Raw genomic sequence first — 23,836 nt, 5'->3', positions numbered from 1 at the left:
GAACCTGCTAAACGCAAGCATTGCCAGATAACCTGGGCTTCAGGTTATGTAGGTTTTCATAATGCGACACGGCAACCTTCAGCTTTTTTTTGTCGAAAGAAAATGTTCTCTTTTCTATGTGTTCAGCCTTGTATTCCTGGCTACTAAGCGCTTTTTTGAGCAGTCCGGATACTTGAAAACCAGGTGGATCGTTCGGTTTTATGTATTGGTCGTACTGATCCGGGAGGGACACGCTGCCCATGGCCTTTCTGATTAAATTTATTTTATTACGGCAGTCTGCTTCATCTTCCAGGATTAAAGAAACCGAATCCATTTCCTGAAGATATTTTGTATGCATTCGCACTGTGTTGTCATAGGCTTGCGAGAGGCGTATTGCTGCCTCATCCGGGGTAACTTTAAAAGAAGCAATCCATGAGGACAAACAGTCGACAGGGTTGCGAAGAATAGTGATCAGCAGAATTTTCTTTAGGCTGAGGTTATTCGCCAAAATTTCTACTGGATCATAGGTTGCCTCCGAAGCAAGGTATGGGCCAAAGGCCTCCTTTAGCACCAGCCGTTTGCCAACAAAATCTCTAAGTGAAATTTTTGGATCAACTTTCATGTGTTCACATCTTAAAATGTGTTTTAACGGTTGAAAGATTCCTATGTAGTGAGAGGATGCGAGTGCGTTAAAGAGAAATGTGGTGCCACTTCTGCAGGGGCCAAGAATCAGCACGCAATCATACATTTAATATCTCCTTCTCAATCTGATGCGTTAAGCCCTCTAGATCAGAATAACTCCAGTCGATAGAAACAGTGCTTACCTTCTCAAGCAGCGAGGCCAGAGGGAAATCTTGTGGGGCACTAAAGCCTAGCCATTTGGGACGTTGGGGATCTATTGGAGAAAGCATCTGGCTCGCAACGATTTCCGCCGGTGATGAATCGCTTTGAATACGGGTCGGAAGAATTATTTTCTTTAGGTACACCGGTTTTTTTTGTATGCGCGATGGATCTACGTGTTCGGTAACACGTACAACTTCTTTTTTTGTGCTGCCGGGGATGACCAAGCGGATCTCTTCAAACCAACCTAGAACCTTGAATCCTTCCCCGTTTGGAATGACAGGTAATCTGTCATTGGTAAGGTAGCCCACGCCGGGTATCTGGAGAGATTGGAGCAGACTTGTTGTTTTGCCTTGGCCTTTTTCCCCGATGAAACAGAACCCGTAATCTGCGAAAGAGACAGCAGAGGCGTGGAGTATTGCTCCACCCTGGCGCTCTATCTCAGTAACAATAAGCTGTTTCAACAAGCGCTGAAAATCCTTGGCGAATGAACTGTTGTTGCGATACTCGACTTCAATGGTGTTTTTGTCTATTGAAAATAACGTTCCGGAAATGGGATTGTAGATTGTACGAGAGGTATCGGAGCTGTACTTTATAAGACCAGTACCAAAATCACTTATGGCGTTATCGGTAAGGGGGTTGAAAAAAATGATTTCTGACCAGTCAGAGAAATTGGCTTTAAAGTCAGAGGTGTTTTGGCGTAGGTTTATTTTATAATCGAAGGCGTCGTGGGGAACCTCGCTAATGGACAGGAATGGGAAAAGGTTCGTTTTATAGAGTTCTAGAAAGGCTTGTTTTTCTGTGGAAGAATCAAAGGTTACGAGAAAAATAAATTCATCATAATAGTTTAGGTATAACATGATTTACGCCACCTTGTAGTTGGATAGTTGATCGAGGTGCATATCTATGAATTGCATGAGGCAGCTGTCACTGCAATGCAGATTTTTTCCCATCAGTGGCACGCCAATAAAGTAGCTGGAGCCTCCCGGGGTTACAATGCAAACCTCGGAGTGAGTCACTTTGCAAGTGCTTTCGTTTAAATTAGACAAGGTTTGCATGATCGCCAATGCGCATGAGTAGGAAGAGCTATTGACGACAGTATGGTATCTCTGGATTTTCCACCATTTATGGATGTCATTCTCCATGAATGTGGAGTGTAACTTCTCAAAATTGCCATTGCTCACATAATCGTCCTGCTGGTTGCGAGCCTCAGAGTAAACATCTGTAGACTTGAATCCATCAAACAGAAGTTGCTGATGAGTATTGAAATAACACTGCTCGTTCAGGTTGTGTGCACCCATCACAAAATCGACATGGGGGCACTGGAATTTCAGGCGATTGAAATCATTTTGAACGCCAACACCTACGATGAAGGAGTCGAGCCTCTCCCCTAAATAGGTGCCTAATAATGTTGTTGGGTTGGTGACCAAAATTACGTTTTTATGATTCAAGAAATCCAAGTAGGGGTCAATGACTTCCTTGTTGAGTTGGTACAGATCGCTTTTTCCGCTTCCTCGACTGGTTCGTTTTCCTGCGATCAGAATAACAGTGTCGGATTTCTGAATTGCTTGTGGAGATCGACAGATTTCAAAACTGACCAGATTGTCCTGGAAACTAGCGCGGAGCTTGCATTCTTGCTCGTAGCTTTCAGCGTAAAATGCGATCGAGAATTTATTGGCTGTTTTCAGGAAAGAAACCAGTGTTTGGCCTACTTTGCCCGTGCCGCCGATGATGCAAACTTGTTTGACTGGGTATCCTTCCCTGAGTAACTTCATGTTTATCCTTTGTCACAGGCTGTAGGGATTCGAATTTTCAAACTTTACAAATGCCAAGCTGATGACGTTGTGCACGGTTCGGAGCACTCATAAAAAGTACCGTTAGAAAATGTCTACAGCGATGGCTGTAGTTGTTTTGCTTGGAAATAGTGTACGTTGGCACCTAAAAACAAGAAGCTCAACAGGTAGCAGAGCGAGTAAGTGGTTAACAAGGTGGATCCAGGCATGCTTGAGTCAGCGTACCTAAAGATATAGCCCACATAGCCTATGTAAACGACGGCGTTCATGACTATTTGAGTGATGATCGTATTGCCTAGCGCTCGGATGTGGGCTGATACGAGCATCATCAGGCTTGTGCAGCAAAACATGAAAATCAGGCTGGGGTTCAACCAGGGGTCTGCTTTATACATGTGAGCAGTAACGCCAAAAAGCTGACCGATTTCAATGCCCCATACTGCAAGGATGGCGATAGGTATAAACATGCTAAGAGCGAGGTAGCGAAAAACCATCGACGAAAGACCGGGTTTGCCATTTCTGGATACGTAGATGCTGTGAATCTGAGTAAAGGCTGAAACCGGGATTATTAATAAGGTTGTTATGCTCACGGCAATTGAAAAAATAGACACTAAGTCTTTGTCAATTAAAAATAGTTTTTTGTTTGCCATGAAAAATGCGAGTCGTTGGGACGCGAGACCAAGCCCGTTGGGGCCTCCAATTATAAAAAGGTGTCGAAGTACAGAATGATTGAAGCTGAGTTGCCAAAGCTTGAGAGTGCTGCTTTTATAGAGGTAGTAAGCCAGTTCCAAACATTCGCAGCCAAGCATGAGGTATGCAATGGTGAGCGAATAATTTTCTTTGTCGCTCAGTACGAATGCCGCGCCTGAAAAAAACATGAAAGGACAGAAGTTCATGAGTCGGGCGATGCTGCTGCTGTTGCCTTTTACGTGAGCTTCAAAATAGGCGTTAAAGAAGCTTGTAAGGATGTAGATCGAGATATAAATAAGGTACACATAGCAAAATGTCAGCGCCTTATAGTTTTTGGACAGACTGTCTATTTCACGATCGGATGTGATTGTGATCAGGTAACAAGCGGCTGCTACCAAGAATGAACAGGCAACGACCAAAAAAAAGGATGACATGAAGATATTCTGACGCGTGCGTCCTCCCTCCAGTGACAGATTTCCCACCGCCCTGAACATGAAAGTGACAACAGTCGCAGGAAATATAAATGCTGATGTGATGTAGCTGAAAAAGGCGAATTCATCGAAGTTTTTGTTTGCGACTAAAATTCCGGCAAATGCCATGCTGACAAAGGGGAAGAAACGATTTGCAGAAAACTTGATTATGCTGGAGTAGTAGAAGTTTGCATAACTTTGGTCCGTGGCAGCTGCTTTCATTTGTCGCGAATCCATTTTCAAATGATCTTGTACCGATAAGCCGCAGGCTGGTAATTATATCGCTCTATCGATTTTGTGAATTTCAAATGAGCGCGAACTGATGGCCTTGGCTGCGGCCAGTGCATCTAAATACTCAAGGCAAATGTTGTCAGGTAATTTCAGGTGCTCTCTGGCACTGTCAATAATAACGTTCACTGATTGCGCGTTGTTTATTAATGCCCAAAAAAGTGCGGCCGAGCTTGGGAGCTCTAATATCGCTTTAGACTCGATCGTGAGGTACCATCTTGACATATGAAGCATGACGCGAGCGTCCGGATTTTTCAGAATCAACGGTTCATCATTTTCTTGGTCAGTGTCGATCAGCCGGGATTCAACAAAGAAAATTTCTTCCGGCACGATATCGGCAAGGATTTTGTAATCCGTGACCATTTGATGGAATTTCTTGACAGAGTTTAAGTATTTTTTACTTTCAACTGTCGATGAAATTGGAATGGAGGAGGCGAGTTCAAGAAAACGACGGAACCCAAGATGATTCTCTCCCAGGTATCGAACTGCGTAGCGTACATGCCATTTTTCCAGGACTGATGTCGATCCGTGTATTGCCAGAAGTACACTGAGACTGTGCCTGAGTGCTTTATGCGCGCTGAAGAGTGCTGAGCGCGTGTCATCAACCAACTTGAAGCCATGCGATACCTTGAGTTCACGCTCAGCGTTGAGCAAAGCTAATTCAGCGAGCCTGGTCCTGAATGTGACGACATCAAATTCTTTTTTTATACTGTCGAATGCGGGTTCTCCACTAAGGGCAATACCGGAATACACTCTATGGCAAATTAGCATTTCATAAGCGCTAACAGACGCGAGGTTTTCACCTTTTGAAATGATGTCCATTATTCTGTGTATTTTTGAGAGCGGAATTTTCGTGAGTTCTACAGGACGCTGGAGTTCCGAAATCAAGACTTCTTCCTCTGTGCAGTTATCAAATACTGCATAGATGTCGTAATCGGAATTGGGTGTAGAGATTCCTTCCGGGATGGAACCCGATAGAAAGCTGAAAATGGGTTGCGCCGTTGAGTGGAAATAGTCGTTGACTAAGTTTTTTAAGGCGTCAAGCTCTTCAATAGAAATGTCTGCTGATGTTTGTTGCATGACATACCTCCCTGTATTACTCAGTCCCATCAGCCGAAACCATCGGTGATTTTTAATGCTTGCAAGGCTGTAGATTCTAGTGAGGTTCGTGCACTTCCATGTGCATAGGCTATCCCTGCTTTACTAGTGACTACGCCGTGGCTTATTAAGCCACGCCGCCACCGCCACCACCGCCGCCACTTTTGGTGAAGGCAGCAGATGCACTGATGGCTTTCTGCTCTTGTGCACTGAGTACACGAATTGTCGTCGTCATAGCCTAATTCCTTCTAGTAAGGTTTTGTTCGAAGCAAATTACTTCGAGCCCAAAACCTAGTCTTGGACAAAACATTTGTCAAACATTGAAATATAAAAAAGTTAAAACTTTTTTTTGAAGGATATGTGCTGGCGCGCTGGGCGATAATTATGATATGTGTCCTGGTAGTGTTACGTGGCCATCATTTGTAAATTGTATTAAATATGTAATCGGCAGGTCCGCTGATTGTTATGCCTGGTGCCTCATATGCCTTGATTTTTAAAGAATTATGACTGTTGCAATAAAGTATTTAAGGTTGTCAAATGAAAACATTGATATGCGTGATACAAATCAATGATTTCGAATTCATAGCCAAGGGTGCTCGGTGGTACATGCCAACCTCAATGCACACGGCCCCAGCGCTTTGGCGAGCAAGGTTGTGCGCCTCCCCACAAAATCTATCGACAAGTGGCTACCAAATCCCGCTCCAACCGCTACCATTGCGCGCTGACCTCCCGACACCTCGGATTTCACTTTCATGAAATTGCGCCTGCTGACCGCTGTCTTGTTTTTCACCTGTACCCTGACTCACGCCGCTGAATCAAAACCCGTTCCGAAAGCCTTGGAAGAACAGATCGGGCACCTGGTAGCACTCATCAAGGACAGCTATGCCACCGGCTATCCTGAAGCGACGCTGGTGCAGACGCTGGATACCGGCGAGGACAGCCAGGTCACTCTCGCGGTCTTCACCGTCGAGGGGTTCGGCATGGGCAACAACTACAGCCAATACCTGGCGGCCTTTACGCCCGAAGAGAACGAAGAAGGCGTGCCGCATTACAGTCTGTTGGACGTGATGCGCATCGGTGGCGACAGCTGGCGTGCCATCGACAAATTGGATGCCAAGTTGGTGAGCGACCCGACGGGTGAGCAGACCCTGATCGACATTCCCGTGATGGAGAATACCGACGACGATGCGCCGAATTTCCCAAGCAAGGCTTCCGTGATTCACCTGTCCCTGGAAGGTTCACAGTCACTGCGATTGGTGGAGAAAAGGTAAGCCTCTCAGTTCGGTCGGATTTTCAATTTGTAGCGGGAATATTCTGTTTTGGCATGAAAAATCGAGCAAACAGCTCAGATTGTGACTTGATATTCAATTTTGCGTAAATGTTGCGGCGGTGAACTTTTATGGTTTCCGCCGAGAGGGAGAGCTTTCCAGCTATTTCTTTATTGGAGAAGCCGCTGAGTAATAAGCGGAGTACGTCACTTTCGCGTGCTGTTATTTGTGTGCCAAGCTGGTTGACCGTTTCTGGCCACAAAGGCGGCTCAGTCAGAGTTTTTTCTTCGTCAATTTCAAAACCCATGCGCTGATGCATCAATGCAGTCACCCATGGCTTGATAATGTCGAGCATGGTTATTTGTTCTTGGCTAAAGCGGGCTTTGCTGCCGATGGAAATGCATAACGTCCTATCGGCGTCGAGCTGGACATTGTACTGTGCTTCATCCATGGAGATGTATTGTGCAAAATACTGATGATAATACTCGGTCTCCAGAAAATACTCCGGTGCAATATCCAATAGATGAAAGAAGCCGCTCTGTGGGTTCTCTCGGTTGGCTATATAAAATGGATCCAGTAGATAAAGCCCTTTCACATAGCGATGAGTGAATGCATCAATCTCTTCCGCATCGGCTACCTCGGGAAGACTGACGACCTGCACGTGTTGACTACTGAAAATCAATACAACCCAATTATCGATCTGGACATATTCATTTAATGTGCGGACCAGCGAGCTCCAGAATTCCGGACGGTTCAGTTGCATGATCAGCTTTCCAATCGATCGATGCCAAGCCAGGCTGTGGAGGTCAAACGGCATTTTCTACCCCTTTAGGGTTAGGGATTCTTCGGTCAAGGGTAAGTATTCGTAGGTATTTACTATTTAGTCGCACCCGGTATATTCGCTGCCAGGGTTTACGATGGCCATGAGGGCATATCGTCTTGACAAGGATGTTGCATGAGAAAGTCACATTTGCGAACCATTTTTTCGGCCACGCTTCTCTGTGTAGGGATAAGTACATCAGTGGCGGCGGTAGAGCCTGGGATGTATCTGTATAACTGGTTCGGGTTGCTCGCGCCGGAGACGCCAAAGGAGTTTGAGCAGGAAACTGGCACGAGCGTGCACATGGATGCGTTCGACAGCGCAGAAATCATGCAGAGCAAAGTCATGGCTGGGCGCACGGGATACGACGTGGTCGTGGCGACCTCCAATGTGTTGCCAAGCCTGATCCAGGCAGGAGTCCTTCAGCCTTTGGATCGTAATCAGCTGAGTAACTTTTCACATATCGACCCTGATATCTTGTCCCAACTCGCGGTCAATGATCCTGGTAATCGCTATGCTGTGCCCTATTTATGGGGTACTACCGGCATTGGCTATGACATTGACAAAGTCAAAGCGGCATTGGGTGATGATGCTCCGGTGAATAGCTGGGATCTGATCTTCAAAGAGGAAAACATCAGCAAGCTTCAGTCGTGTGGTGTGGCAATGCTTGATTCTCCCAGTGAGATCATTTCGATTGCTTTGAATTATCTGGGACTTCCTAGTAACAGCAAGAATCCGCAGGATTACCAAAAAGCTCAAGCCCTGCTGTTGAAAATCCGCCCCTACGTCCTCTATTTCGATTCGTCCAGAATCGACGCCGACCTGGCTGACGGCAATATTTGTGTCGTTGTGGGATGGGCCAATGGTGCCCTTGCTGCACAGGCCATCAACGAAAAGGCCAACACGGGGCGCAAGATTACCTACAGTCTTCCTCGCGAAGGCGCGCTGTCCTGGTCGGAGAATCTGGTACTGCTAAAAGATGCGCCCCATCCCAAGGAGGGGTTGGCGTTCATTAATTATATGTTGCGACCGGAAATTATCGCCAAGACCTCAAACCACACGCTGTACCCTAACGCCAATAAAGATGCCGCTGAATTTGTCGAGCAGAAGCTGCGAGATAATCCTTGGATTTATCCAGATAAAAAGACGATCGCTACACTCATTCCTCTTGAGCCACTGCCGTTGAAACTGGAGCGAATCCGCACGCGGATCTGGACCAAAGTGAAGAGTGGTGTGTGAGCTGACTTTTTGATGTCTGGAAAGTAAGACGTAAACACCGATATAGAGGGGCGCTGGGCTGCTGGGTTGATATCTGTTAATTCATCAGTCCGGCATTAACCAGTGTCTTCCGGTCCAATGCGCCGCCTTATGTAAAAAGAGAACAGCGATGTTCAGCCCAGTCAATCAAACGTATTTCAGTTTGACAATCGACGGTTTCGAGCACGATTTTCAAGTGCTCGCATTCACTGGAGAAGAGGCGATCAGCAGGCCTTATCTCTTCAACGTGGAGTTTGTTAGCGAACGGTCTGACCTGGATCTCGAAAATCTCTTCGACAAAGAAGCTTTTCTGGCGTTAGACGCGAAGGGTAGCGGCATTCATGGACGAATCTATCACATCGCTCAAAGCGGTCATGGCCAGCATTTGACATGTTACAGCCTGGCGCTGGTACCGCACCTGTCCTACTTGCGCCACCGCATCAGCCACAGGATCTATCAACAGTTCGCGGTGCCGAAAATCGTTGCCTTGATATTGGAGGAACACGGCATCGTGGGCGACGCCTATCGGTTTCATCTTGAGGCAACCTACCCGGAGCGTGGCGACTGTACCCAGTACGACGAAACGGATTTGCACTTTATTCAACGCTTGTGCGAAGAGGAAGGTATCCACTTTCACTTCCAGCACAGCGCTCAAGGTCATGTGTTGGTTTTTGGTGACGATCAGGCGGTTTTTCCCAGGATCGGACAGCCCACCGCCTATCGGCAAGAGCGCGACAGGATGTCCAGCGAGCCATTGATCAAGCGCATCAACCTGCGTCTGGGACAGCTCACCAGTCGTATCTCGCAGCGCAACCATGATGTCGAGCAACAGCTGGACGTTGAAGAAGATGGCAGGCTGGAGCGTTTCACAGGTCATGAGCACGGCAAACAGATACGTCTTCGTGCTATGGAGCGTCGCCATGCAGCTTATCGTCAAGCCGAAGGGCAGAGTGACCAGGCTCGGTTAGCCAGCGGCCATGTGCTTGAACTCTCAGGCCATCCACGCCAGGAGTGGAACGCCCTATGGCTACTGACTAAGGTCATCCACGAAGGCCGGCAGCCACAAGTAATGAATGAGGACGTCGCCAGTGGCAACACTGCGAACGAAGATGACGTCCATCAGGGTTACCGCAACCGCTTTATCGTTCTTCCATGGACTGTTTCCTATCGTCCGTCGTTGGCCCACAAAAAACCTCGGATGCCAAGTAACCAGACCGCTGTAGTCATCGCTCTGGAGGACGAAGAGATCCAGAATGATCGGCACTTCGCAAGGATCAAGGTCAAGTTCCCCTGGGACCGCGAGGATAGATTTGACGACAAGAGCCGTTGTTGGCTGAAGAGGGGCTCCGACTGGTGTTGTGAGATTGGGCCGCCCCGGACGGGTATGGAGGTAATGGTCACATTTCTTGAAAACGACCCCGATCAGCCGCTGGTCAGTGGGTGCTTGTGTTGTCGTTAAGGGCGTCCTGCCGCTGCTTTGCTTAGGGGCACGGTTGATACTGCTGAGCATCAGCTTTTGGGCCAGACTCCATCATTCCTACCGGCCGACTTCGGCCAGAAGCGGACGGTGGGAATCTAACCTAATGCGCCTGCTATTCCTGGTCATTGAACGAAGAGGAATAGTCTGGTTATGGGGAAAATCAAAGAGTTGGATGAGCTCACCCACCACTTCCGCTCGGCTTCAGGAAACAGCGGACTGCCTCGACTGACGACTCAATCCAGGCGTCTTGCCGGTAATGCGCTTGAATGCGCGGCTGAAAGCGGCCTGAGAGGTATAGCCCAAGCGCTGCGCCACCTCTTCAATCGGTAGTCTTTCGAGCGTCAGCCACTGGCTCGCAAGCCGCATCCGCACTTCGGTGACGTAGCGTAGCGGGGCCATGCCAATCGTCATTTGGAAACGGTCGGCGAAGACCGAGCGCGAGGTGTTGCATTGCTCCGCCAGCTGAGCAACGGTCCAGTCGCGCCCCGGTTGTTGATGCAGTGCCAGAAGTGCATTTGCCAAGCGTGGATCGCGCAATGCGGCGACCAGGCCAGAGGCATTGCCGCAGGCGCACTCCACCCAACCGCGAACGACCATGGCGGCCACCACGTCGGCCAACCGCGCGAGGATGCCGGCGAAGCCGATACGTGCGGCGCTGACCTCGCGCTCCATGGTGGTCAGGATAGGCACCAGCCCGGGGTAACGCTGGCCACCGGCATCAATCAGCATCAGGCCCGGCATCAGCCGGCCAAGGCCATGGATACTGCCCAGTTCAAACTCCATGCAGCCACTGAACAGAACGGTGGTTGGCGTGGGGCTGGCATCGGTTCCGGTATCCACCGCGCTGACGGCATCACCAAGGGGGGCGCCGTCTAGACGGTCGATGTCCTGAACAGGCACGTCCGTATGGGAAAGCAACTGATGGGCCGCGCCATGGGCGATGAAGATGGCGTTGCCGGCAGTCAGCGCATACGTTGTCCCGTCTTCCATCTGCAGCACCGCATTGCCGACCGCCAGAAAGTGGAACCAGGCATGCCCCGGTTTGGCCGCGAAGCCCAGGCCGAAGGTTGGACCGGCTTGGATACGCCGGTACTCGACGCCACGCAGGCGCATGCCGCGCAACAGCTCATTGATGAGATCCGAGGAGAGAGCAAACTGATCTGTAGGCATGGTCAGGTGTTTCGGTCAAAAAATCGAGGTTTTCGATCATAGATCATCCAGTTTCTCGCGCCTAGACTGCGAGTCGCGATTAAGATTGGGAGATCCGTGCAATGACTGACTGTGTTTGTAATGGCGTATCCGACAGCCGTCCCGGCGTCGGGCTGGATGTGGAACCTGCAACCCCCGCGTGGATGGCAGTCTTCTCGTTGGCTATGGGGGTGTTCGGATTGCTGACCGCTGAGTACCTTCCGGCCAGCCTGTTGACGCCGATGGCTACCGATCTGGGTGTGTCCGAAGCGCTGGCTGGCCAGGCGGTAACGGTGACAGCAGTGGTGGCACTGTTCGCTGGCCTGCTGGTGCCAGGCCTGACCCGCGGTATCGACCGTCGCTGGGTGCTGCTGGGTTTTTCCACGTTGATGATCGTATCCAATCTTTTGGTCGCCGTTTCCTCCAGTCTCGCGGTGCTACTGGTGATGCGTATCTTGCTGGGTATTGCCCTTGGCGGGTTCTGGAGCATGGCGGCAGCGGTGGCGATGCGCTTGGTACCGGGGGCTTTGTTGCCCCGAGCGCTCTCGATCATTTTCAGCGGCATTGCCGTCGGTACGGTGGTTGCGGTCCCGCTGGGCAGTTACCTGGGCGGGCTATATGGCTGGCGCAGCGCGTTCTTTGCCGCGGCGGCGGTAGGTGTGGTGACCCTGGCTTTCCAGTCGTTCACGCTGCCACGCCTTGCGCCGCGCACACCGGCACGCCTGCGCACTGTACTCGAGGTGTTGCAGCGCCCGGGTATCGCCATGGGTATGTTCGGTTGTGTGCTGGTGCACAGCGGCCACTTCGCGATGTTCACCTATGTTCGGCCATTCCTCGAGGGCACTACCGGCATTGGCCCGCAAGGGCTGTCGCTGATGCTGCTGGGTTTCGGTGTGGCGAACTTCGTCGGCACGTTGTTGGCCGGGTGGCTGCTTGAGCGTCGTCCACTGGCCACGCTGGTGTTGATGCCCGCGCTGGTGGGCGTTGCAGCGCTGGCGTTGGTGCTGTTGCCGGCCTCGGTGCCGGGGCAGGCGGTACTGCTGGCGATCTGGGGTCTGGCCTTTGGTGGTGTGCCAGTGGCGTGGTCGAACTGGGTCGCCAGCGCAATACCCGATCAGGCGGAAAGCGCCGGGGGCATGGTGGTGGCGTCTGTGCAGTCGGCCATCGCAACAGGCGCCGCCGCTGGCGGTGCGATGTTCAGCCTCGGTGGCAGCGCAGGCGTATTCGTAGCGGCGGCCGTGCTGATGCTGCTGGCCGCGTTGCTGATTGCGTTGCGTGTGCGAGTCCCTTCTATCCGTGGCAGTGCCCAGGCCAGGCCGGCGCTGCACCTTTGACTGGGGGCAGTCGCGTTCACTTGCCGGAGGCCAGGACCTCATTGATGCAACGAACCGGGTTGTTCAAAATGAATAGAGTTCCGGCTCCAGGCAGTCTGCCCATTTGCCCGCAAACCGGTAGAGAGGCATGAATGCCTCCGATAGCTCCAAGCCAAGTGGTGTGAGGCTGTAGCCGCTGTCGACTCTCTCGACAATGCCCGCGTCGCGCAGCTCATTGATTCTGCTTTGCAACACGGTGGGAGAGATGTCTCCCGCCGCACTTCTTAAAGCCCTGGAACTCATGGCGCCATCACGCAGTTCCCAAAGGACCCTTAGCGTCCATTTTTGTCCGAGTAAGTCCAGGAGCGCCATGATTGGCCGGCGTCCCTTGAGTATTGATGAAGCGCAGCCGTGGTTATCATTCATCGTTATTGACCTTGCTTGCTACATATTCAGTAGCGATTATCCTTGCTACATATTTGATAGCGGAGGATACGCGATGTCACGAATCAAAGCACTCAATGAACCCTACCCAGACGAAGTCAGGGCGGATTTCGACAAGATAATGGGAGTAGGGGTACCGCCTCTCGTTCTATTCTCGACCGTTGCATGCAGTGATCGCGCGTGGCGAAAATTCAAGGGAGGTTCGCTGCTCGATGGCTCTCTGCTGAAGCTTCGCCAGAGAGAACTCGTCATCAATAGGGTTTGTGCTCGCACGGAGTGTGAATACGAATGGGGGGTGCATGTGATGGCCTTCGCACAGGCCGCCGGGCTTACCAGAGAAGAGGTCGCCGGCACATTGGAATATCCCCTTCGCCCAGGGCTGTGGCGCGAGGAAGAGGCCGCTCTGCTGATCGCGATCGATGCGCTTCATGACCGAGCAGCGTTGAGCGATGAAGAGTTCTTGGCCCTCAGAAAGCATTTCGACGACGATCAGATCCTGGAAATTCTAATGCTCGCGGGCTTTTACCGTACGGTCTCCTACATTGCGAATGGCCTTTTATTGCCGCTGGAGCAAAATGCTGCGAACTTCAGTGAATATCGGAAAGGGAGGCCAGCCGAACATTGATGGGTTCTGGTCGAAGTCTCTCTCGCGTCCAACCGATATACGCGCTTTCAACAAGGAGTCCCAATTGCCCACCGCCCACGTTTTCATCGCCACCAGCCTGGATGGCTTCATCGCCCGGCCCGACGGCGACATCGACTGGCTTCTACAGCGCGACGATCCATCCGAAGACCACGGCTATTCAGACTTCATCGCCGACAAGGACGTCATCGTGATGGGGCGTGGGAGCTATGAGAAGGTACGGACCTTCGACACCTGGTTCTACGACCGGCCCGTGGTGGTGGTGTCTGAGCAGTTAGCCGATTCGCCAGTGCCCGAGGTGTTGAGGGGCAAGCTGCGTTTCTCCAGCCTGGCACCCAAGGATTTGATGACGGAGCTGGCAAGCCAAGGCGTGCAGCGCGTCTATGTGGATGGCGGACAGGTGGTGCAGTCGTTCCTGCGCGATGGCTTGGTCACCGATATGGTGATCACCACCGTTCCCGTGTTGATCGGCTCGGGGCTGCCGTTGTTCGGGGGGCTTGGGCGGGATGTGGATTTGCAACTCGTATCCAGCCGCAGCTTTCCTTCGGGGCTGGTGCAGTCCACCTACCGATTGGTCCCATGACCCGCCGACTCAGCGTACACGGTCGCGGCTTTGCACCGCCAGGTCCAGGGCCTTTTGCATATCCAACCGTGCCGAGCGGCCGACGTCTTTGTCGTTTAGCTGGTAGCGACGCTCCGACGGCAGGATGGGCGCGGTGAGGTCTTCGGCGTCCATCTGTTCGAAGTCGTGGTTGTCGCCGATGGTCATGGCGCTGCGGCGTAGCAACATGCGCAGTTGTTCGGGTTGCAGTTGCGGGTTGATGGACAGCATCGCCGCCAGCAGGCCCGCGACCATGGGGGTGGCGTAGGAGGTGCCGCAATGCACTGCGCTGTCCTGGTCGGCGCTGGTCGTCGAGGCGTGGGCGCAAGCGGCGGCGGTGATGTCGACGCGCATGTCGATGTTCGAGGAGCTGCGTTTGACCGCATAGGCCGGGTCGTCGACGCCGACGTCGGTGCGCTCGCTGCGCTGGTGCCCGCCGACCACCAGCAATTGTTCGGTGATGAAGGAGGAGGGCAGGCGGTATTCATCGCTGCCCGAGAACGAAGATCCATTGCCGGCGGAGTTCACCACGATCACGTCAGGATGTTCCTTGCGCAGCCAGAGGAAAAACTCCTCCAGTAGCTCCTCGTAACCACCCATGGCGATGCCCGAGCGCAGCAGCGAGTCGACGTCATCGCCCTTGATGTCTTTGGCGCCGACGCGGTGGATGCCCCAGCTCCAGTTCAGCACGCGCACGCCGTCTTCCACGAGGTTGACCGAGGCGGCGATATTGGCGGTGATCCCGGCATCGGAATTGCGTTCGACGATGACCTCGAAGCCACCACTGGCCTTGTCCAGGCCACGGAGGAAGCCGGTGTTACCGCTGTCGTCCCAACGTGCGGCGAGGATGCCGGCGACGGTCGTGCCGTGGTTGTCCGGCTTGTCCGCGTCGCGCGCGTAGACACAGGTGCGCGGGGGCGAGCAGGCGCCGACGTTGTCTGCGAAATCCGTCGTGTCGAAATCCACATCGCGCTCGATCAGGCCGATGCGCACCGGTTGCGGTTGGATGGGTGGTTGTCGCCCGGGGATACGGCGTTGGTAATAGTTCACCGCGTCGAGAAAGCGATTCGCGGCCCACTCATCGGAGTCCAGGGCTGGCTTCTGCGGTTCTTCAGGATGGGCCGCGGCCTGCTCGGTTTCTTCGGCCGAGGACTCCTCGATCACCACAGCATCCACGCTGGTCTCGCTGCCCAGGCGCAGCACCAGGGCGTCGCGCTGCACCAGGTCCTTGGCCGGCAGGCGCAGCTGATACAGATTCAGGGGCGAGATGCTGCCGACCACTTTCGCTCCGTACTTCTGGGCCAGGCGCTCGGCTTCCTGACGGCCATCACGGTCCTCCTCGATCAGCACGCTGACCAGGTCGACGTAAGTGGTCAGGCCGTCCATGTTCTTCGCCACTTCGTCCGGCCCGGCAGCCAGCACGTGACTGTTGCGCAGGGTCAGCCAGGCGGCATTGCTGGCGCGCGGGCCGTCCTGCAGCCAGAGTGGGCCGCTCTGGTAATTGGCGCCGTCCAGGCGCAAGCGCAGGTTTTCCCCTTCACGCTGGACCGCATCTGCGGGTATCGTCTTGGCGCCCAGGTTCAATTGCGGCGTTCCGTCTCCCAGCCCGCGTACGGTCAGGCACCAGTCCTGGTGCTGGCTTTCCAGCAGGTCGCCGCAACGTTTCAGGTTTTCCAGGCGCAGCGGTTCCGGCGCGGCGGCCGCTGTGCCGGCATTGAACGTGAACAACGTGGCGAGGGCAGCGAATCGTAGGAGCATGAGCCAGGTTTCTTTGCCGAGGGTCTTGTTGCTCCGACTGTTACGTCGCTCGCTTCGTTCAGCGGGATAACGACACTCAGCGAGTACCCGTTCCGGTTCAGAAGCTTTCGAGCCGCACTTCAAGACCCGCGTGCCGTGCGAGTTCGATCATGGCTTCAACCTGGTCGGCATTGGCGATGAAGCCGATATACTCGTCGCCACCGGAGTTCAGGTGCAGATAGCGTTTGTCGAACGCCGCCAGCCATTGGTCGAGATTGGCCAGCGTCTCCGACATCGACAGCGTGCCCTCATGGCGGTAGGGGTAAATTTCTTTCACCCCGCTGGCGCTGACCAGATAGGGCGCCAGATATTCGAAACCATCAAAGCCGTTCCAATCGACGCCTAGCAAAGCCAAGTGTTCGAGCTTCTGGCCCCGGTCTGCATCCAGCACACCGTCCACCAGCGCGGTGGCCGGCTCCTGGCCCGAGCCGTAAATGCGCAGCACGCGCCTGACCAGCCTGGCACGTTCGGCTTCTGGCATGCGGGCCAGTAGGGCTTGCGTGAACGTCTTGAGTTCGGCGCGATAAGGATGCAGCTCCCGCATGATCGCCGCGTCGCTGACGGTCGTTTCCTCCGGTGGAGGCAAGGTAAAGCGGCCACCGAACAAGCGATCAAGAATGCCCATTCCCTTTCCTTAAGTCGTCCATTCTTTCTAGCCAACCGTTATACGCGCTCAACGTGAACGCGATACTTGATGTCCCGATCAAAATGATCTTCTGGGTTTTCGTAAGCTTCAAGCTTTTCCAGGAACCCTGCTTGCTCAAGGATCAGCAAATCCTCAAGGGTCCAATCAAACGGGAAGTCGCTGGAAAAGCTTTCACCCTGGTACTCAACCCAGTGAAAAACCGGGAAGGGCAGGTAACCGAGCCACTCTGATCGATAGGTGATCTCGTCGGATTCGCTACTCGTTACCACGGCGCGGATCTTGTGTTTGATAGCTTCTTGACGTTCATCCATGGTGTTTCGATCCTGACTGTTTACCACTGGCGTCCCAACCACCGCGCCTAGATAGACCTCTGGTTAACCCGCTTGGAGAGCGCTTCGGCGCTTTCCTTGCGCTCGGAGTAGCGGTCGACCAAATAGTTTTCTCGGCCGCGCACCAGCAAGGTGAACTTCATCAGTTCCTCCATGACATCGACAACCCGGTCGTAATAGGACGATGGCTTCATGCGCCCGGCTTCGTCGAACTCAAGGAAGGCTTTGGGCACGGAAGATTGATTGGGGATCGTGACCATGCGCATCCAGCGACCCAGCACCCGAAGTTGGTTCACCGTGTTGAAGGATTGCGAGCCGCCGCACACCTGCATCACCGCCAAGGTCTTGCCTTGCGAAGGGCGAATCGCACCCAGGGCGAGCGGGATCCAGTCGATCTGCGCCTTGAACACCGCCGACATCGAACCATGGCGTTCTGGCGAGCACCAGACCTGGCCTTCCGACCACATCACCAGGTCGCGCAGTTCCTGCACCTTGGGGTGATCGACGGGGGCATCGTCCGGCAGCGGCAGCCCGGAGGGATCGAAGATTGCGATTTCGGCGCCCATGAGCTCCAACAGGCGTGCCGCTTCGCGGGTCAGCAATTGGCTGAAGGAGCGCTCGCGGGTTGATCCGTACAGTAAAAGTATGCGCGGTTTGTGCTGTGGCTCTGCGCCCTTTGCGAGCTTTTCCGATGTGGGTGCATCGAAGAGCGACAGGTCAAGATTTGGAAAGTCATTCGGGTTTTCGCTGGAGGACTCGGTCATCACAAATCTCCAATCCGGAACGTGAACAGGACTTGCATGGATGGCTCCTGCCGCTTTTGGCGGACATCAAGGGCTCAAGTGCAGAGCCGAAAGAGTGATCGATATATGGATGCGTGCATATTCGTATTTCCATATATTTATCGCAAGTCGCAATTATCTGACTGCCTGGGATTTTACTGATGGCAGATGACGACAAAGGGGAGGGGCGGCAGCCTGGAGCCAGCCCGGCAGAACTGAAGCTCAAGCTTGAGATCAGCAGCGAGGCGCAGCGCTTCAGAGGAGGGTGGTGATGTGGATCAGCTTTCCGCGGGCGTGATGGGCGCATCACTGGCTTCAGCCGCCAGTTTCAGTCGGTCGGCTTTGCTGATGTATTGATTCTTGCTTTTGGGCGCCAGCTTGGCACTGGCCTTTTTGGCGTTAGCCTTCAATAACTGGTTTATTTTCTTGCGGCGATTCATGTCGTTTTGCTCAGCGTGTCAATGTTTGGATGGTATCAGCTTTCCGTTTTCTCAGGATTTTTCCTGATGTTGGCAACGGGCTTCACCCGGCGCTCGATGATGATCGAGTCATTCGGAATCTCCAGCCGGATCGCCGTTTCCTCGGTGCGCATTTCAATGAGCGTCGAGTTGCCCACACCTCGGAAAATCACCGTCGCATTTTCAAAGCGTTTGTAATTTTCCAGCGGGGAATCCTTAGGGGCTGGCAACAGGTTGGCATAAGGTGGTTTCACCAGAATCGTGGCCCTTTCTATGCGTATTTGCGCGAAGCGCATGGCCGCTTGCAGCAAGTCCGAGGTCACGCCTCCCATGAGCAGGGGCGTCAGCAGGATGACACAGACAATCATCGCCCTGGTTTTCTTCAAGGGTTTCATTTCAGCATGGGGCTTGTGCTCAGGATGCTCTGGACCGGTGACTTCAAGCGCTGCTTTTATTTTCTTGTTCTGCTCCAGATAGGCTGAGTAAACGATGTACTGAAAAACGGGCAGAAGGATAAGCGGGATGTGTTCCAAGGGGCTTCTGCGGGTAAGGAAATAAATGGTCACTACGCCGCATATTCCAAAAAACACCGAGAAGAACGTAATTTTCGGTCGCTTGAATTCCAGTATGTTTTTTTTACCGGTGACTTTTCCATGTAGCCAGGCGAAACCTCTAAGCACGGGAATGAAAAATGGGGAAAGCAGCACCCCGGCCGCCGTGACGGAAACTGAAAAATAAACACACACCAGCCCAAAGCAAAATGCCGCGACCAGAAATAACAAGCTGTCTCCAATCGAGACGCCTTGTGGGTAATGGCCGTTGCTCAATAGGTAACTGACGATGCACGTGCCGCCGATCAGTAATCCTATTTTTGCTGACAGAGAGAGAAGCTTTGTAGCGATCTCAATCTGCTTTTCGAGTCCCGTGGTTGCTTCCTGCATCACCCAATCTCCTTGATATTACGCATAGGATGGTCGTTACCTGACTCATCGCTCTGTGGGTAGCATAGTGATGATTTTGCTTCTTGTGGCGAGGCGGCAGCCGAGGTCTGTCGCGGGAGAGATCCGTGGACCTGGCCCCCGTCCTCCGGCCACGCTATCCCACGTAATACTTATCCCAAAGCTTGTTCCGGAATCGTTTCTGCGGATCGAACCGCGCCTTGAGTGCGAACAACCGTTGCGCCCCGGGATAGGCCCGCGAGAACTGTTGTCGCGTTGCATGCAACTGATAGGGCAGGTAGTAGGTGCCCCCAAACGCCAGGGCAATATCGATCAGTTCGCGTGTCCATACGCCGACCTTCTCGCGGTCGGCCACGCCAACGTGTTGCCAGTAATAAAGTACGAATGAAAAGACTTCCTCCCGTGCCCAGGACAGGCACGAGTCAGGGGTGGGTGGCGCGTGCCGGATGGAAATGTTGATGGCATCGACGTCATGCACCTTGAGTAGATCGGCCATTTGCATGACAAACGCGTTGAGGTGGGCCACCGGTACAAAATATTCCTGCAACGCGTAGGTGCTATTGCGGGTAGCGATCGGTCCGAGGGAGGCGACGTCCCGGCTGGCCTCGTAATTACGGCGTACCACCGGGTGGCTGAGGTAGCGTAATGGATCGACCACATCCTTGCGAAGCAACGGGCCGCCGGGGAGTCTGGCCACGCCCCACATGATGGTTTGATCGAATGTGTACGATTGCCCCGGTGCAACCAGCCGATCTTCGACGGTCAGCGCTTTTTCCGTGGCGTACCAGGTGATGGCGGTGGCCTGGTCAAAGTTGGGCGGCGCCAGATCGGCGTTGTGCAGGATTGCCTGATCGTTTCCGCGGATCTGCTCATTGAAAAATTTAGGGTAATCGGCAACCGGCATGTGGTGTACCTGGCGTTCCATCGTGACGTTGGATGCCAGCTCCAATTCGATTTCTGTGATGACGCCCATCCCGCCATAGCCACCGATGGTTGCGTGAAACAGGTCGGTATTTGTGGTGCGAGAGGCTTCCACGACTGAACCGTCGGCGAGCACCAGTTGCAAGGCGCATACCGAGTTGCTCATCGGGCCGGCACTGACGTAACGCCCATGAGCGTTGACTGACAGCGCCCCGCCGACGGTGAAGTTGGCGTAGCTCTGCATGATCTTTACCGAAAGATCGTCTGGGTCGATGACGGTTTGAAGGTCGCGCCAGCGCATTCCTGACTGTACGCGTATGACCTTTTGCTCAGGTGAGTAGCGGATGACTTGATTGAACTGACGCATATCGAGGTGCAGGCTGTCTTCGGTGGCAATCTGTCCACCCATGCTGTAGCGACCACCCCCGATGCTCACCGGGCCTGCCCACAGGGCCAACGCCTGTCGGATCTCATCGGTGGTGCGCGGAGCCAGCAGGCGATTCACCCAGACCGGGTTGAGTCGTGTCACATCGTTGACCAGGACGCCCGAAGAGGCTGCCCAGGACGACCAAGGCGACAGCACGCCGAAGGCAACCCCGGTCATGCCTGCCTGAAGCAGGCTGCGCCGGGTGAGACAGGGCGACGATCTTGAAGGGTCAAACACCTGTGCATCGTTGGTCATGCGGTGTCACTCAGTTGTGAATCGAAAATGACACGCACGTCCGGGCTTTGAAGCAGGCTGGCCGGCGTGACGGTACGACGTCGCCAAGGAATTCGGCCGAAATACCACAGCCGCCAGAAGGCCAGGTTCGGATCGGCATTATCTTGCAGCAAGGTCGCGAACGTCTCCACCTCACCGAGCTGGAGGTTCGTCGCTTCATCGATCACCTCACGCACGAAACGAGAGCAGAACTGGCGCCGCGAGCTTATGTTGAAGCCGGTGTCATAGAACGTACCCAGCCGATGATCGGCGGCGTTCTGAAGCGCCTTGCGTTGCGTGTCGGTGAGTGGCCGCGTGAGCCTCGCCACTGTGCAGCGTCCATGCTCGGAGCGCTTGATAAACCGGGTGAGCGAGGTGGTGCGCGAAAGCGGAAACGTGCTTTCTGCAATCAACGGCTCACCACCATGGTTGTCGACCACCACACCCACATGGTTCGTCCATGAGTTCGTCGCATTGGCGACTTCCAGGAAGGGCCGCGCGGTGACCCGGATGAACACCATATCGCCAATCTGCAGATCGACCATGGATGGTCCGCCTGATGTTGGAGAAACGTGCGCTGCATTTTTGCTGAACATGCTGACCTCTCGGCTCTGTTGAGCTTCAAGCATGGGGAGGTGGTTGCGTAATTCGCAACTTGTTCGTGCGTATTTCGCTAAGCTGATACCAACGGTATCGGATATCAATACTTATGACCCAGATTACTCAACTCATCTCCACCCTGAAGCAACGCCTCAAGGCCGCCGGCATGACCTATCGGGACGTTGCCCAAGCGCTCGACCTGTCGGAGCCCAGCGTTAAGCGTTTGCTCGCCAGCGGTCGCCTGACGCTCGAACGCCTGGCCCAACTCTGTGAGTTGCTGGGCCTGACGATGGCGGAATTGCTTCAAGAGGCAGAGCGGTCGGCCCCACGCCTGCAGATGCTGACGCGTGAGCAGGAAGCGCAACTGGTCTCAAACGAAAAGTTATTGCTGGTGGCGGTGTGTGCGCTGAATCACTGGTCACTGGAAGACATGGTGTCTGCCTACTGCGTGTCAAAAGCCGAGTGCATCAAGCATTTGTTGGTGTTGGAGCGGATGGGCCTGGCGGACCTGAAGCCGGGAAATCGCATCAGGTTGCTGGTCGCGCGGGATTTCGATTGGCTGCCGGACGGCCCTATCCGAGGGTTCTTCCTGCGACAGGGTTTACCGGATTTCATGGCGAGCCGATTCGACGTCCCCGATGAAACCCTGCACTTTGCCCATGGCATGCTGACCCAGCCCGCTTACGCCCAGTTGCAAGTCGACATCCACAAGTTGCGCAGCAAACTGGCGGCGCTTCATAACGAATCGTTGACCGCGCCGCTGTCCGAAAAACGTGGGACTGCGCTGTTGCTGGCGATGCGCGTTTGGGAGCCGCAGGTGTTCAGGCAGCTTAAGCGGGGGTAGATCGATAGGTCACTTGTGGATGAATCGACTGGGCCAGGTATTACTTCAGGGCGCTCTGGAAGAAGGTCGTCAATTTGTCGAAAGGAATGAGGTTGACCCTGTCGTAAAGATCGACATGCCCGGCGCCGGGGATGATGACAAGTTCCTTCGGCTGACCGGCGAGTTTATACGCTTGCTCGCTGAACTCCCTGGAGTGTGCATCGGCTCCGGCAATGAACAACATCGGATGAGGCGAAATGGTCTCGATGTCATTGAGCGGGTAGAAATTCATGAACTTGACGTTGCTGGTCAGCGTCGGGTGCGTGGTCAGGTCTCTGGACGAGCCGGATGGCGTGAACTCGCCGCGCGGGGTGCGGTAGAAGTCATAAAACTCACGTTGGATAGGATGAGTATTGTCGTCCAACTGATGCACCGTACCGCTGGTATAAAGCGTTTCGCCGCCTGCGAACTCCACATTACGTTGTTGTGTGGCTTGGGCGATGATCGCCCGGCGTTGTTCGAGCGTTTGGGAATGCTTCAATCCATTGCGATTGACGCCACCCATGTCATACATGCTCACCGTTGCGATGGCTTTCATGCGCGGGTCGATCTTGGCTGCGCTGATCACGAAGCTGCCACTGCCACAGATGCCGATGGCGCCAATGCGCTCCTTGTCGACGAAAGGCTGGGCGCTGAGAAAGTCCACTGCGGCGCTGAAATCCTCGGCATAGATATCCGGCGAGACGGCATTGCGCGGGCGCCCCTCGCTTTCGCCCCAGAATGACAAGTCCAGGGAGAGGGTCACGAAGCCTCTTTCCGCCATTTTCGTGGCATAGAGGTTCGCGCTCTGCTCCTTGACCGCGCCCATCGGGTGGCCTACGACAATCGCTGGATTTCTTGTCTTGCCATTGAGTTTCTTCGGAATGAACAGGTTGCCTGCCACGTTCATTTGATATTGGTTCTTGAAATTGACCTTCTGTACGGTCACGTCGTCGCTGGAATAAAAGTTATCTGCGCCGTTGGACATATCGGCTCCTATTGCTGAGAGGGAACAGACGAGAAGGGTGAGTAAAACGATGATCTTTTTCATTGGGAATCCTGTTGATGCGGAGTCATCAGTGTTGGGAAAACGTCACTTGCACATCCCGCCGGCCCAGCGCTTGAGCCAGTTTCGCGGTGGCGTCCACTTGCCCCAGGCGCGTGTAGGCGTAGGTCGAGTTGAAGTTCGTATAAAAGACGACCAGGGTGTCCGTGCCGTACAGCATCAGGTCGCCATTGCGGATCGCTCCCGGTTTGCTGGCTTCGGCAGGCAGCGCTTGGGGAAGGGGGGCGTATTTCTCGTTGCGGTTGAGGTCGCTCATCTCCAACGTCAGCGGCAACAACGTGACAAACGCGCGGGCGGCAGCGTTGTCGGCCAAGGTGATGGCGAAGTGTTGTTCGCCGACGGTCATCCACATCGCCATTTTCTCCCCTTTTGAAGACGCCAACGCGGCACCATTGATCGTTGCGTAGCCGCCAAGCACGAGCATTACCGTCAGCAAACCGAGCCGGGCCGATCTCATCGCAACGGGGCATTTGTTTCTGTTCATAGGGTTCATGGTGACTTGGGAGCAGTTATGCGACTAGCTAATGAGTGCTTAACAAGGCTATAA

25 protein-coding genes are annotated in these 23,836 nt (G+C 53.9%); 7 read left to right on the top strand and 18 right to left on the bottom strand.

The window, feature by feature from the left end:
- Positions 1–7 precede the first annotated feature (7 nt).
- The 5 genes from PSH86_RS17335 to PSH86_RS17315 all read right to left on the bottom strand — a co-directional run bounded on the left by PSH86_RS17335 (position 8) and on the right by PSH86_RS17315 (position 5,137).
- A complete protein-coding gene (locus tag PSH86_RS17335; RefSeq protein ID WP_109753043.1) occupies positions 8–727 on the bottom strand; it encodes a sulfotransferase domain-containing protein in 720 nt (239 codons plus the stop codon).
- Positions 720–1,679, bottom strand: a complete 960-nt coding sequence (locus PSH86_RS17330; RefSeq protein WP_305483810.1) for a hypothetical protein — start codon at positions 1,677–1,679, stop codon at positions 720–722. The genes PSH86_RS17335 and PSH86_RS17330 overlap by 8 nt, the downstream gene beginning before the upstream one ends.
- A gap of 3 nt (positions 1,680–1,682) precedes the next feature.
- Positions 1,683–2,594, bottom strand: a complete 912-nt coding sequence (locus PSH86_RS17325; protein WP_109753041.1) for a hypothetical protein — start codon at positions 2,592–2,594, stop codon at positions 1,683–1,685.
- Positions 2,595–2,707: 113 nt separating this feature from the next.
- The gene (locus tag PSH86_RS17320; protein ID WP_109753040.1) at positions 2,708–3,991 is read right to left on the bottom strand and encodes a hypothetical protein; all 1,284 of its coding nucleotides are present in this window, start codon (positions 3,989–3,991) and stop codon (positions 2,708–2,710) included.
- Between the two features lie 54 nt (positions 3,992–4,045).
- On the bottom strand, positions 4,046–5,137 hold the full coding sequence (locus PSH86_RS17315; RefSeq protein ID WP_305483808.1) for a hypothetical protein: 1,092 nt from the start codon (positions 5,135–5,137) through the stop codon (positions 4,046–4,048).
- Between the two features lie 770 nt (positions 5,138–5,907).
- On the opposite strand from PSH86_RS17315, the gene PSH86_RS17310 reads away from it, so the two are divergent.
- Entirely contained in the window at positions 5,908–6,426 is a 519-nt protein-coding gene (locus PSH86_RS17310; RefSeq protein WP_109753038.1) for a hypothetical protein, read from the top strand.
- Positions 6,427–6,448: 22 nt separating this feature from the next.
- Here PSH86_RS17310 and PSH86_RS17305 read toward each other — a convergent pair whose 3' ends face one another.
- Positions 6,449–7,240, bottom strand: coding sequence for a helix-turn-helix transcriptional regulator (locus PSH86_RS17305; protein ID WP_305483805.1), 792 nt, complete (start codon positions 7,238–7,240; stop codon positions 6,449–6,451).
- A gap of 138 nt (positions 7,241–7,378) precedes the next feature.
- Between PSH86_RS17305 and PSH86_RS17300 the strand changes: the two genes are divergently transcribed.
- Positions 7,379–8,482, top strand: coding sequence for a polyamine ABC transporter substrate-binding protein (locus PSH86_RS17300; RefSeq protein ID WP_305483803.1), 1,104 nt, complete (start codon positions 7,379–7,381; stop codon positions 8,480–8,482).
- A gap of 148 nt (positions 8,483–8,630) precedes the next feature.
- A complete protein-coding gene (tssI, locus tag PSH86_RS17295; RefSeq protein ID WP_305483801.1) occupies positions 8,631–9,959 on the top strand; it encodes a type VI secretion system tip protein TssI/VgrG in 1,329 nt (442 codons plus the stop codon).
- A 222-nt stretch (positions 9,960–10,181) separates the two neighbouring features.
- Here the strand turns inward: tssI and PSH86_RS17290 are convergent, their stop codons facing one another.
- Positions 10,182–11,150 (bottom strand): AraC family transcriptional regulator, encoded by a 969-nt coding sequence (locus PSH86_RS17290; protein ID WP_025569590.1) that lies wholly within the window; start codon positions 11,148–11,150, stop codon positions 10,182–10,184.
- Positions 11,151–11,251: 101 nt separating this feature from the next.
- Between PSH86_RS17290 and PSH86_RS17285 the strand changes: the two genes are divergently transcribed.
- Entirely contained in the window at positions 11,252–12,502 is a 1,251-nt protein-coding gene (locus tag PSH86_RS17285; protein ID WP_305483798.1) for an MFS transporter, read from the top strand.
- A gap of 63 nt (positions 12,503–12,565) precedes the next feature.
- Here the strand turns inward: PSH86_RS17285 and PSH86_RS17280 are convergent, their stop codons facing one another.
- Entirely contained in the window at positions 12,566–12,907 is a 342-nt protein-coding gene (locus PSH86_RS17280; protein WP_305483796.1) for a helix-turn-helix domain-containing protein, read from the bottom strand.
- Positions 12,908–12,980: 73 nt separating this feature from the next.
- Between PSH86_RS17280 and PSH86_RS17275 the strand changes: the two genes are divergently transcribed.
- Complete coding sequence (locus tag PSH86_RS17275; protein ID WP_025569596.1) at positions 12,981–13,550, top strand: carboxymuconolactone decarboxylase family protein; 570 nt, start codon at positions 12,981–12,983, stop codon at positions 13,548–13,550.
- Between the two features lie 64 nt (positions 13,551–13,614).
- Positions 13,615–14,151, top strand: a complete 537-nt coding sequence (locus PSH86_RS17270; RefSeq protein ID WP_163858362.1) for a dihydrofolate reductase family protein — start codon at positions 13,615–13,617, stop codon at positions 14,149–14,151.
- 9 nt (positions 14,152–14,160) lie between these two features.
- Here the strand turns inward: PSH86_RS17270 and PSH86_RS17265 are convergent, their stop codons facing one another.
- The 8 genes from PSH86_RS17265 to PSH86_RS17230 form a co-directional block, all read right to left on the bottom strand.
- On the bottom strand, positions 14,161–15,927 hold the full coding sequence (locus PSH86_RS17265) for a S8/S53 family peptidase (RefSeq protein WP_305483793.1): 1,767 nt from the start codon (positions 15,925–15,927) through the stop codon (positions 14,161–14,163).
- Between the two features lie 97 nt (positions 15,928–16,024).
- Complete coding sequence (locus tag PSH86_RS17260; RefSeq protein ID WP_163858366.1) at positions 16,025–16,591, bottom strand: hypothetical protein; 567 nt, start codon at positions 16,589–16,591, stop codon at positions 16,025–16,027.
- Positions 16,592–16,629: 38 nt separating this feature from the next.
- Entirely contained in the window at positions 16,630–16,923 is a 294-nt protein-coding gene (locus PSH86_RS17255; protein ID WP_163858367.1) for a hypothetical protein, read from the bottom strand.
- 47 nt (positions 16,924–16,970) lie between these two features.
- Positions 16,971–17,705 carry an arsenical resistance protein ArsH gene (gene arsH / locus PSH86_RS17250; RefSeq protein ID WP_176687718.1) on the bottom strand — a complete coding sequence of 245 codons (735 nt, stop codon included), beginning with the start codon at positions 17,703–17,705 and terminating at the stop codon, positions 16,971–16,973.
- A gap of 296 nt (positions 17,706–18,001) precedes the next feature.
- Complete coding sequence (locus PSH86_RS17245; protein ID WP_163858372.1) at positions 18,002–18,163, bottom strand: DUF2986 domain-containing protein; 162 nt, start codon at positions 18,161–18,163, stop codon at positions 18,002–18,004.
- A 35-nt stretch (positions 18,164–18,198) separates the two neighbouring features.
- Positions 18,199–19,122, bottom strand: a complete 924-nt coding sequence (locus tag PSH86_RS17240) for a hypothetical protein (protein WP_163858374.1) — start codon at positions 19,120–19,122, stop codon at positions 18,199–18,201.
- Between the two features lie 154 nt (positions 19,123–19,276).
- Positions 19,277–20,743, bottom strand: a complete 1,467-nt coding sequence (locus PSH86_RS17235; protein WP_305483792.1) for an FAD-binding oxidoreductase — start codon at positions 20,741–20,743, stop codon at positions 19,277–19,279.
- The gene (locus tag PSH86_RS17230; protein WP_233459518.1) at positions 20,740–21,357 is read right to left on the bottom strand and encodes a YebB family permuted papain-like enzyme; all 618 of its coding nucleotides are present in this window, start codon (positions 21,355–21,357) and stop codon (positions 20,740–20,742) included. The genes PSH86_RS17235 and PSH86_RS17230 overlap by 4 nt, the downstream gene beginning before the upstream one ends.
- 113 nt (positions 21,358–21,470) lie before the next feature.
- On the opposite strand from PSH86_RS17230, the gene PSH86_RS17225 reads away from it, so the two are divergent.
- On the top strand, positions 21,471–22,205 hold the full coding sequence (locus PSH86_RS17225) for a helix-turn-helix transcriptional regulator (RefSeq protein WP_163858376.1): 735 nt from the start codon (positions 21,471–21,473) through the stop codon (positions 22,203–22,205).
- Positions 22,206–22,245: 40 nt separating this feature from the next.
- Here the strand turns inward: PSH86_RS17225 and PSH86_RS17220 are convergent, their stop codons facing one another.
- Both PSH86_RS17220 and PSH86_RS17215 read right to left on the bottom strand, forming a co-directional pair.
- Positions 22,246–23,274 carry an alpha/beta hydrolase gene (locus PSH86_RS17220; protein WP_109753014.1) on the bottom strand — a complete coding sequence of 343 codons (1,029 nt, stop codon included), beginning with the start codon at positions 23,272–23,274 and terminating at the stop codon, positions 22,246–22,248.
- Positions 23,275–23,299: 25 nt separating this feature from the next.
- Positions 23,300–23,782 (bottom strand): cyclophilin-like fold protein, encoded by a 483-nt coding sequence (locus PSH86_RS17215; RefSeq protein WP_370873680.1) that lies wholly within the window; start codon positions 23,780–23,782, stop codon positions 23,300–23,302.
- Positions 23,783–23,836: the final 54 nt, after the last annotated feature.

Origin of the sequence: Pseudomonas sp. FP2300, assembly GCF_030687595.1 — a bacterium.
Taxonomy (GTDB): Bacteria; Pseudomonadota; Gammaproteobacteria; order Pseudomonadales; family Pseudomonadaceae; genus Aquipseudomonas; species Aquipseudomonas bijieensis.
Note: the sequence above shows the minus strand (reverse complement) of the source record. Positions and strands in the feature narration are given on the sequence as shown.

Bases quoted from the DNA above. Each gene is read 5' to 3' on its own strand.
- PSH86_RS17335 (WP_109753043.1), bottom strand. From the start codon at position 727: ATGTATGATTGCGTGCTGATTCTTGGCCCCTGCAGAAGTGGCACCACA.
- PSH86_RS17330 (WP_305483810.1), bottom strand. From the start codon at position 1,679: ATGTTATACCTAAACTATTATGATGAATTTATTTTTCTCGTAACCTTT.
- PSH86_RS17325 (WP_109753041.1), bottom strand. From the start codon at position 2,594: ATGAAGTTACTCAGGGAAGGATACCCAGTCAAACAAGTTTGCATCATC.
- PSH86_RS17320 (WP_109753040.1), bottom strand. From the start codon at position 3,991: ATGAAAGCAGCTGCCACGGACCAAAGTTATGCAAACTTCTACTACTCC.
- PSH86_RS17315 (WP_305483808.1), bottom strand. From the start codon at position 5,137: ATGCAACAAACATCAGCAGACATTTCTATTGAAGAGCTTGACGCCTTA.
- PSH86_RS17310 (WP_109753038.1), top strand. From the start codon at position 5,908: ATGAAATTGCGCCTGCTGACCGCTGTCTTGTTTTTCACCTGTACCCTG.
- PSH86_RS17305 (WP_305483805.1), bottom strand. From the start codon at position 7,240: ATGCCGTTTGACCTCCACAGCCTGGCTTGGCATCGATCGATTGGAAAG.
- PSH86_RS17300 (WP_305483803.1), top strand. From the start codon at position 7,379: ATGAGAAAGTCACATTTGCGAACCATTTTTTCGGCCACGCTTCTCTGT.
- tssI (WP_305483801.1), top strand. From the start codon at position 8,631: ATGTTCAGCCCAGTCAATCAAACGTATTTCAGTTTGACAATCGACGGT.
- PSH86_RS17290 (WP_025569590.1), bottom strand. From the start codon at position 11,150: ATGCCTACAGATCAGTTTGCTCTCTCCTCGGATCTCATCAATGAGCTG.
- PSH86_RS17285 (WP_305483798.1), top strand. From the start codon at position 11,252: ATGACTGACTGTGTTTGTAATGGCGTATCCGACAGCCGTCCCGGCGTC.
- PSH86_RS17280 (WP_305483796.1), bottom strand. From the start codon at position 12,907: ATGAATGATAACCACGGCTGCGCTTCATCAATACTCAAGGGACGCCGG.
- PSH86_RS17275 (WP_025569596.1), top strand. From the start codon at position 12,981: ATGTCACGAATCAAAGCACTCAATGAACCCTACCCAGACGAAGTCAGG.
- PSH86_RS17265 (WP_305483793.1), bottom strand. From the start codon at position 15,927: ATGCTCCTACGATTCGCTGCCCTCGCCACGTTGTTCACGTTCAATGCC.
- PSH86_RS17260 (WP_163858366.1), bottom strand. From the start codon at position 16,591: ATGGGCATTCTTGATCGCTTGTTCGGTGGCCGCTTTACCTTGCCTCCA.
- PSH86_RS17255 (WP_163858367.1), bottom strand. From the start codon at position 16,923: ATGGATGAACGTCAAGAAGCTATCAAACACAAGATCCGCGCCGTGGTA.
- arsH (WP_176687718.1), bottom strand. From the start codon at position 17,705: ATGACCGAGTCCTCCAGCGAAAACCCGAATGACTTTCCAAATCTTGAC.
- PSH86_RS17245 (WP_163858372.1), bottom strand. From the start codon at position 18,163: ATGAATCGCCGCAAGAAAATAAACCAGTTATTGAAGGCTAACGCCAAA.
- PSH86_RS17240 (WP_163858374.1), bottom strand. From the start codon at position 19,122: ATGCAGGAAGCAACCACGGGACTCGAAAAGCAGATTGAGATCGCTACA.
- PSH86_RS17235 (WP_305483792.1), bottom strand. From the start codon at position 20,743: ATGACCAACGATGCACAGGTGTTTGACCCTTCAAGATCGTCGCCCTGT.
- PSH86_RS17230 (WP_233459518.1), bottom strand. From the start codon at position 21,357: ATGTTCAGCAAAAATGCAGCGCACGTTTCTCCAACATCAGGCGGACCA.
- PSH86_RS17225 (WP_163858376.1), top strand. From the start codon at position 21,471: ATGACCCAGATTACTCAACTCATCTCCACCCTGAAGCAACGCCTCAAG.
- PSH86_RS17220 (WP_109753014.1), bottom strand. From the start codon at position 23,274: ATGAAAAAGATCATCGTTTTACTCACCCTTCTCGTCTGTTCCCTCTCA.
- PSH86_RS17215 (WP_370873680.1), bottom strand. From the start codon at position 23,782: ATGAACCCTATGAACAGAAACAAATGCCCCGTTGCGATGAGATCGGCC.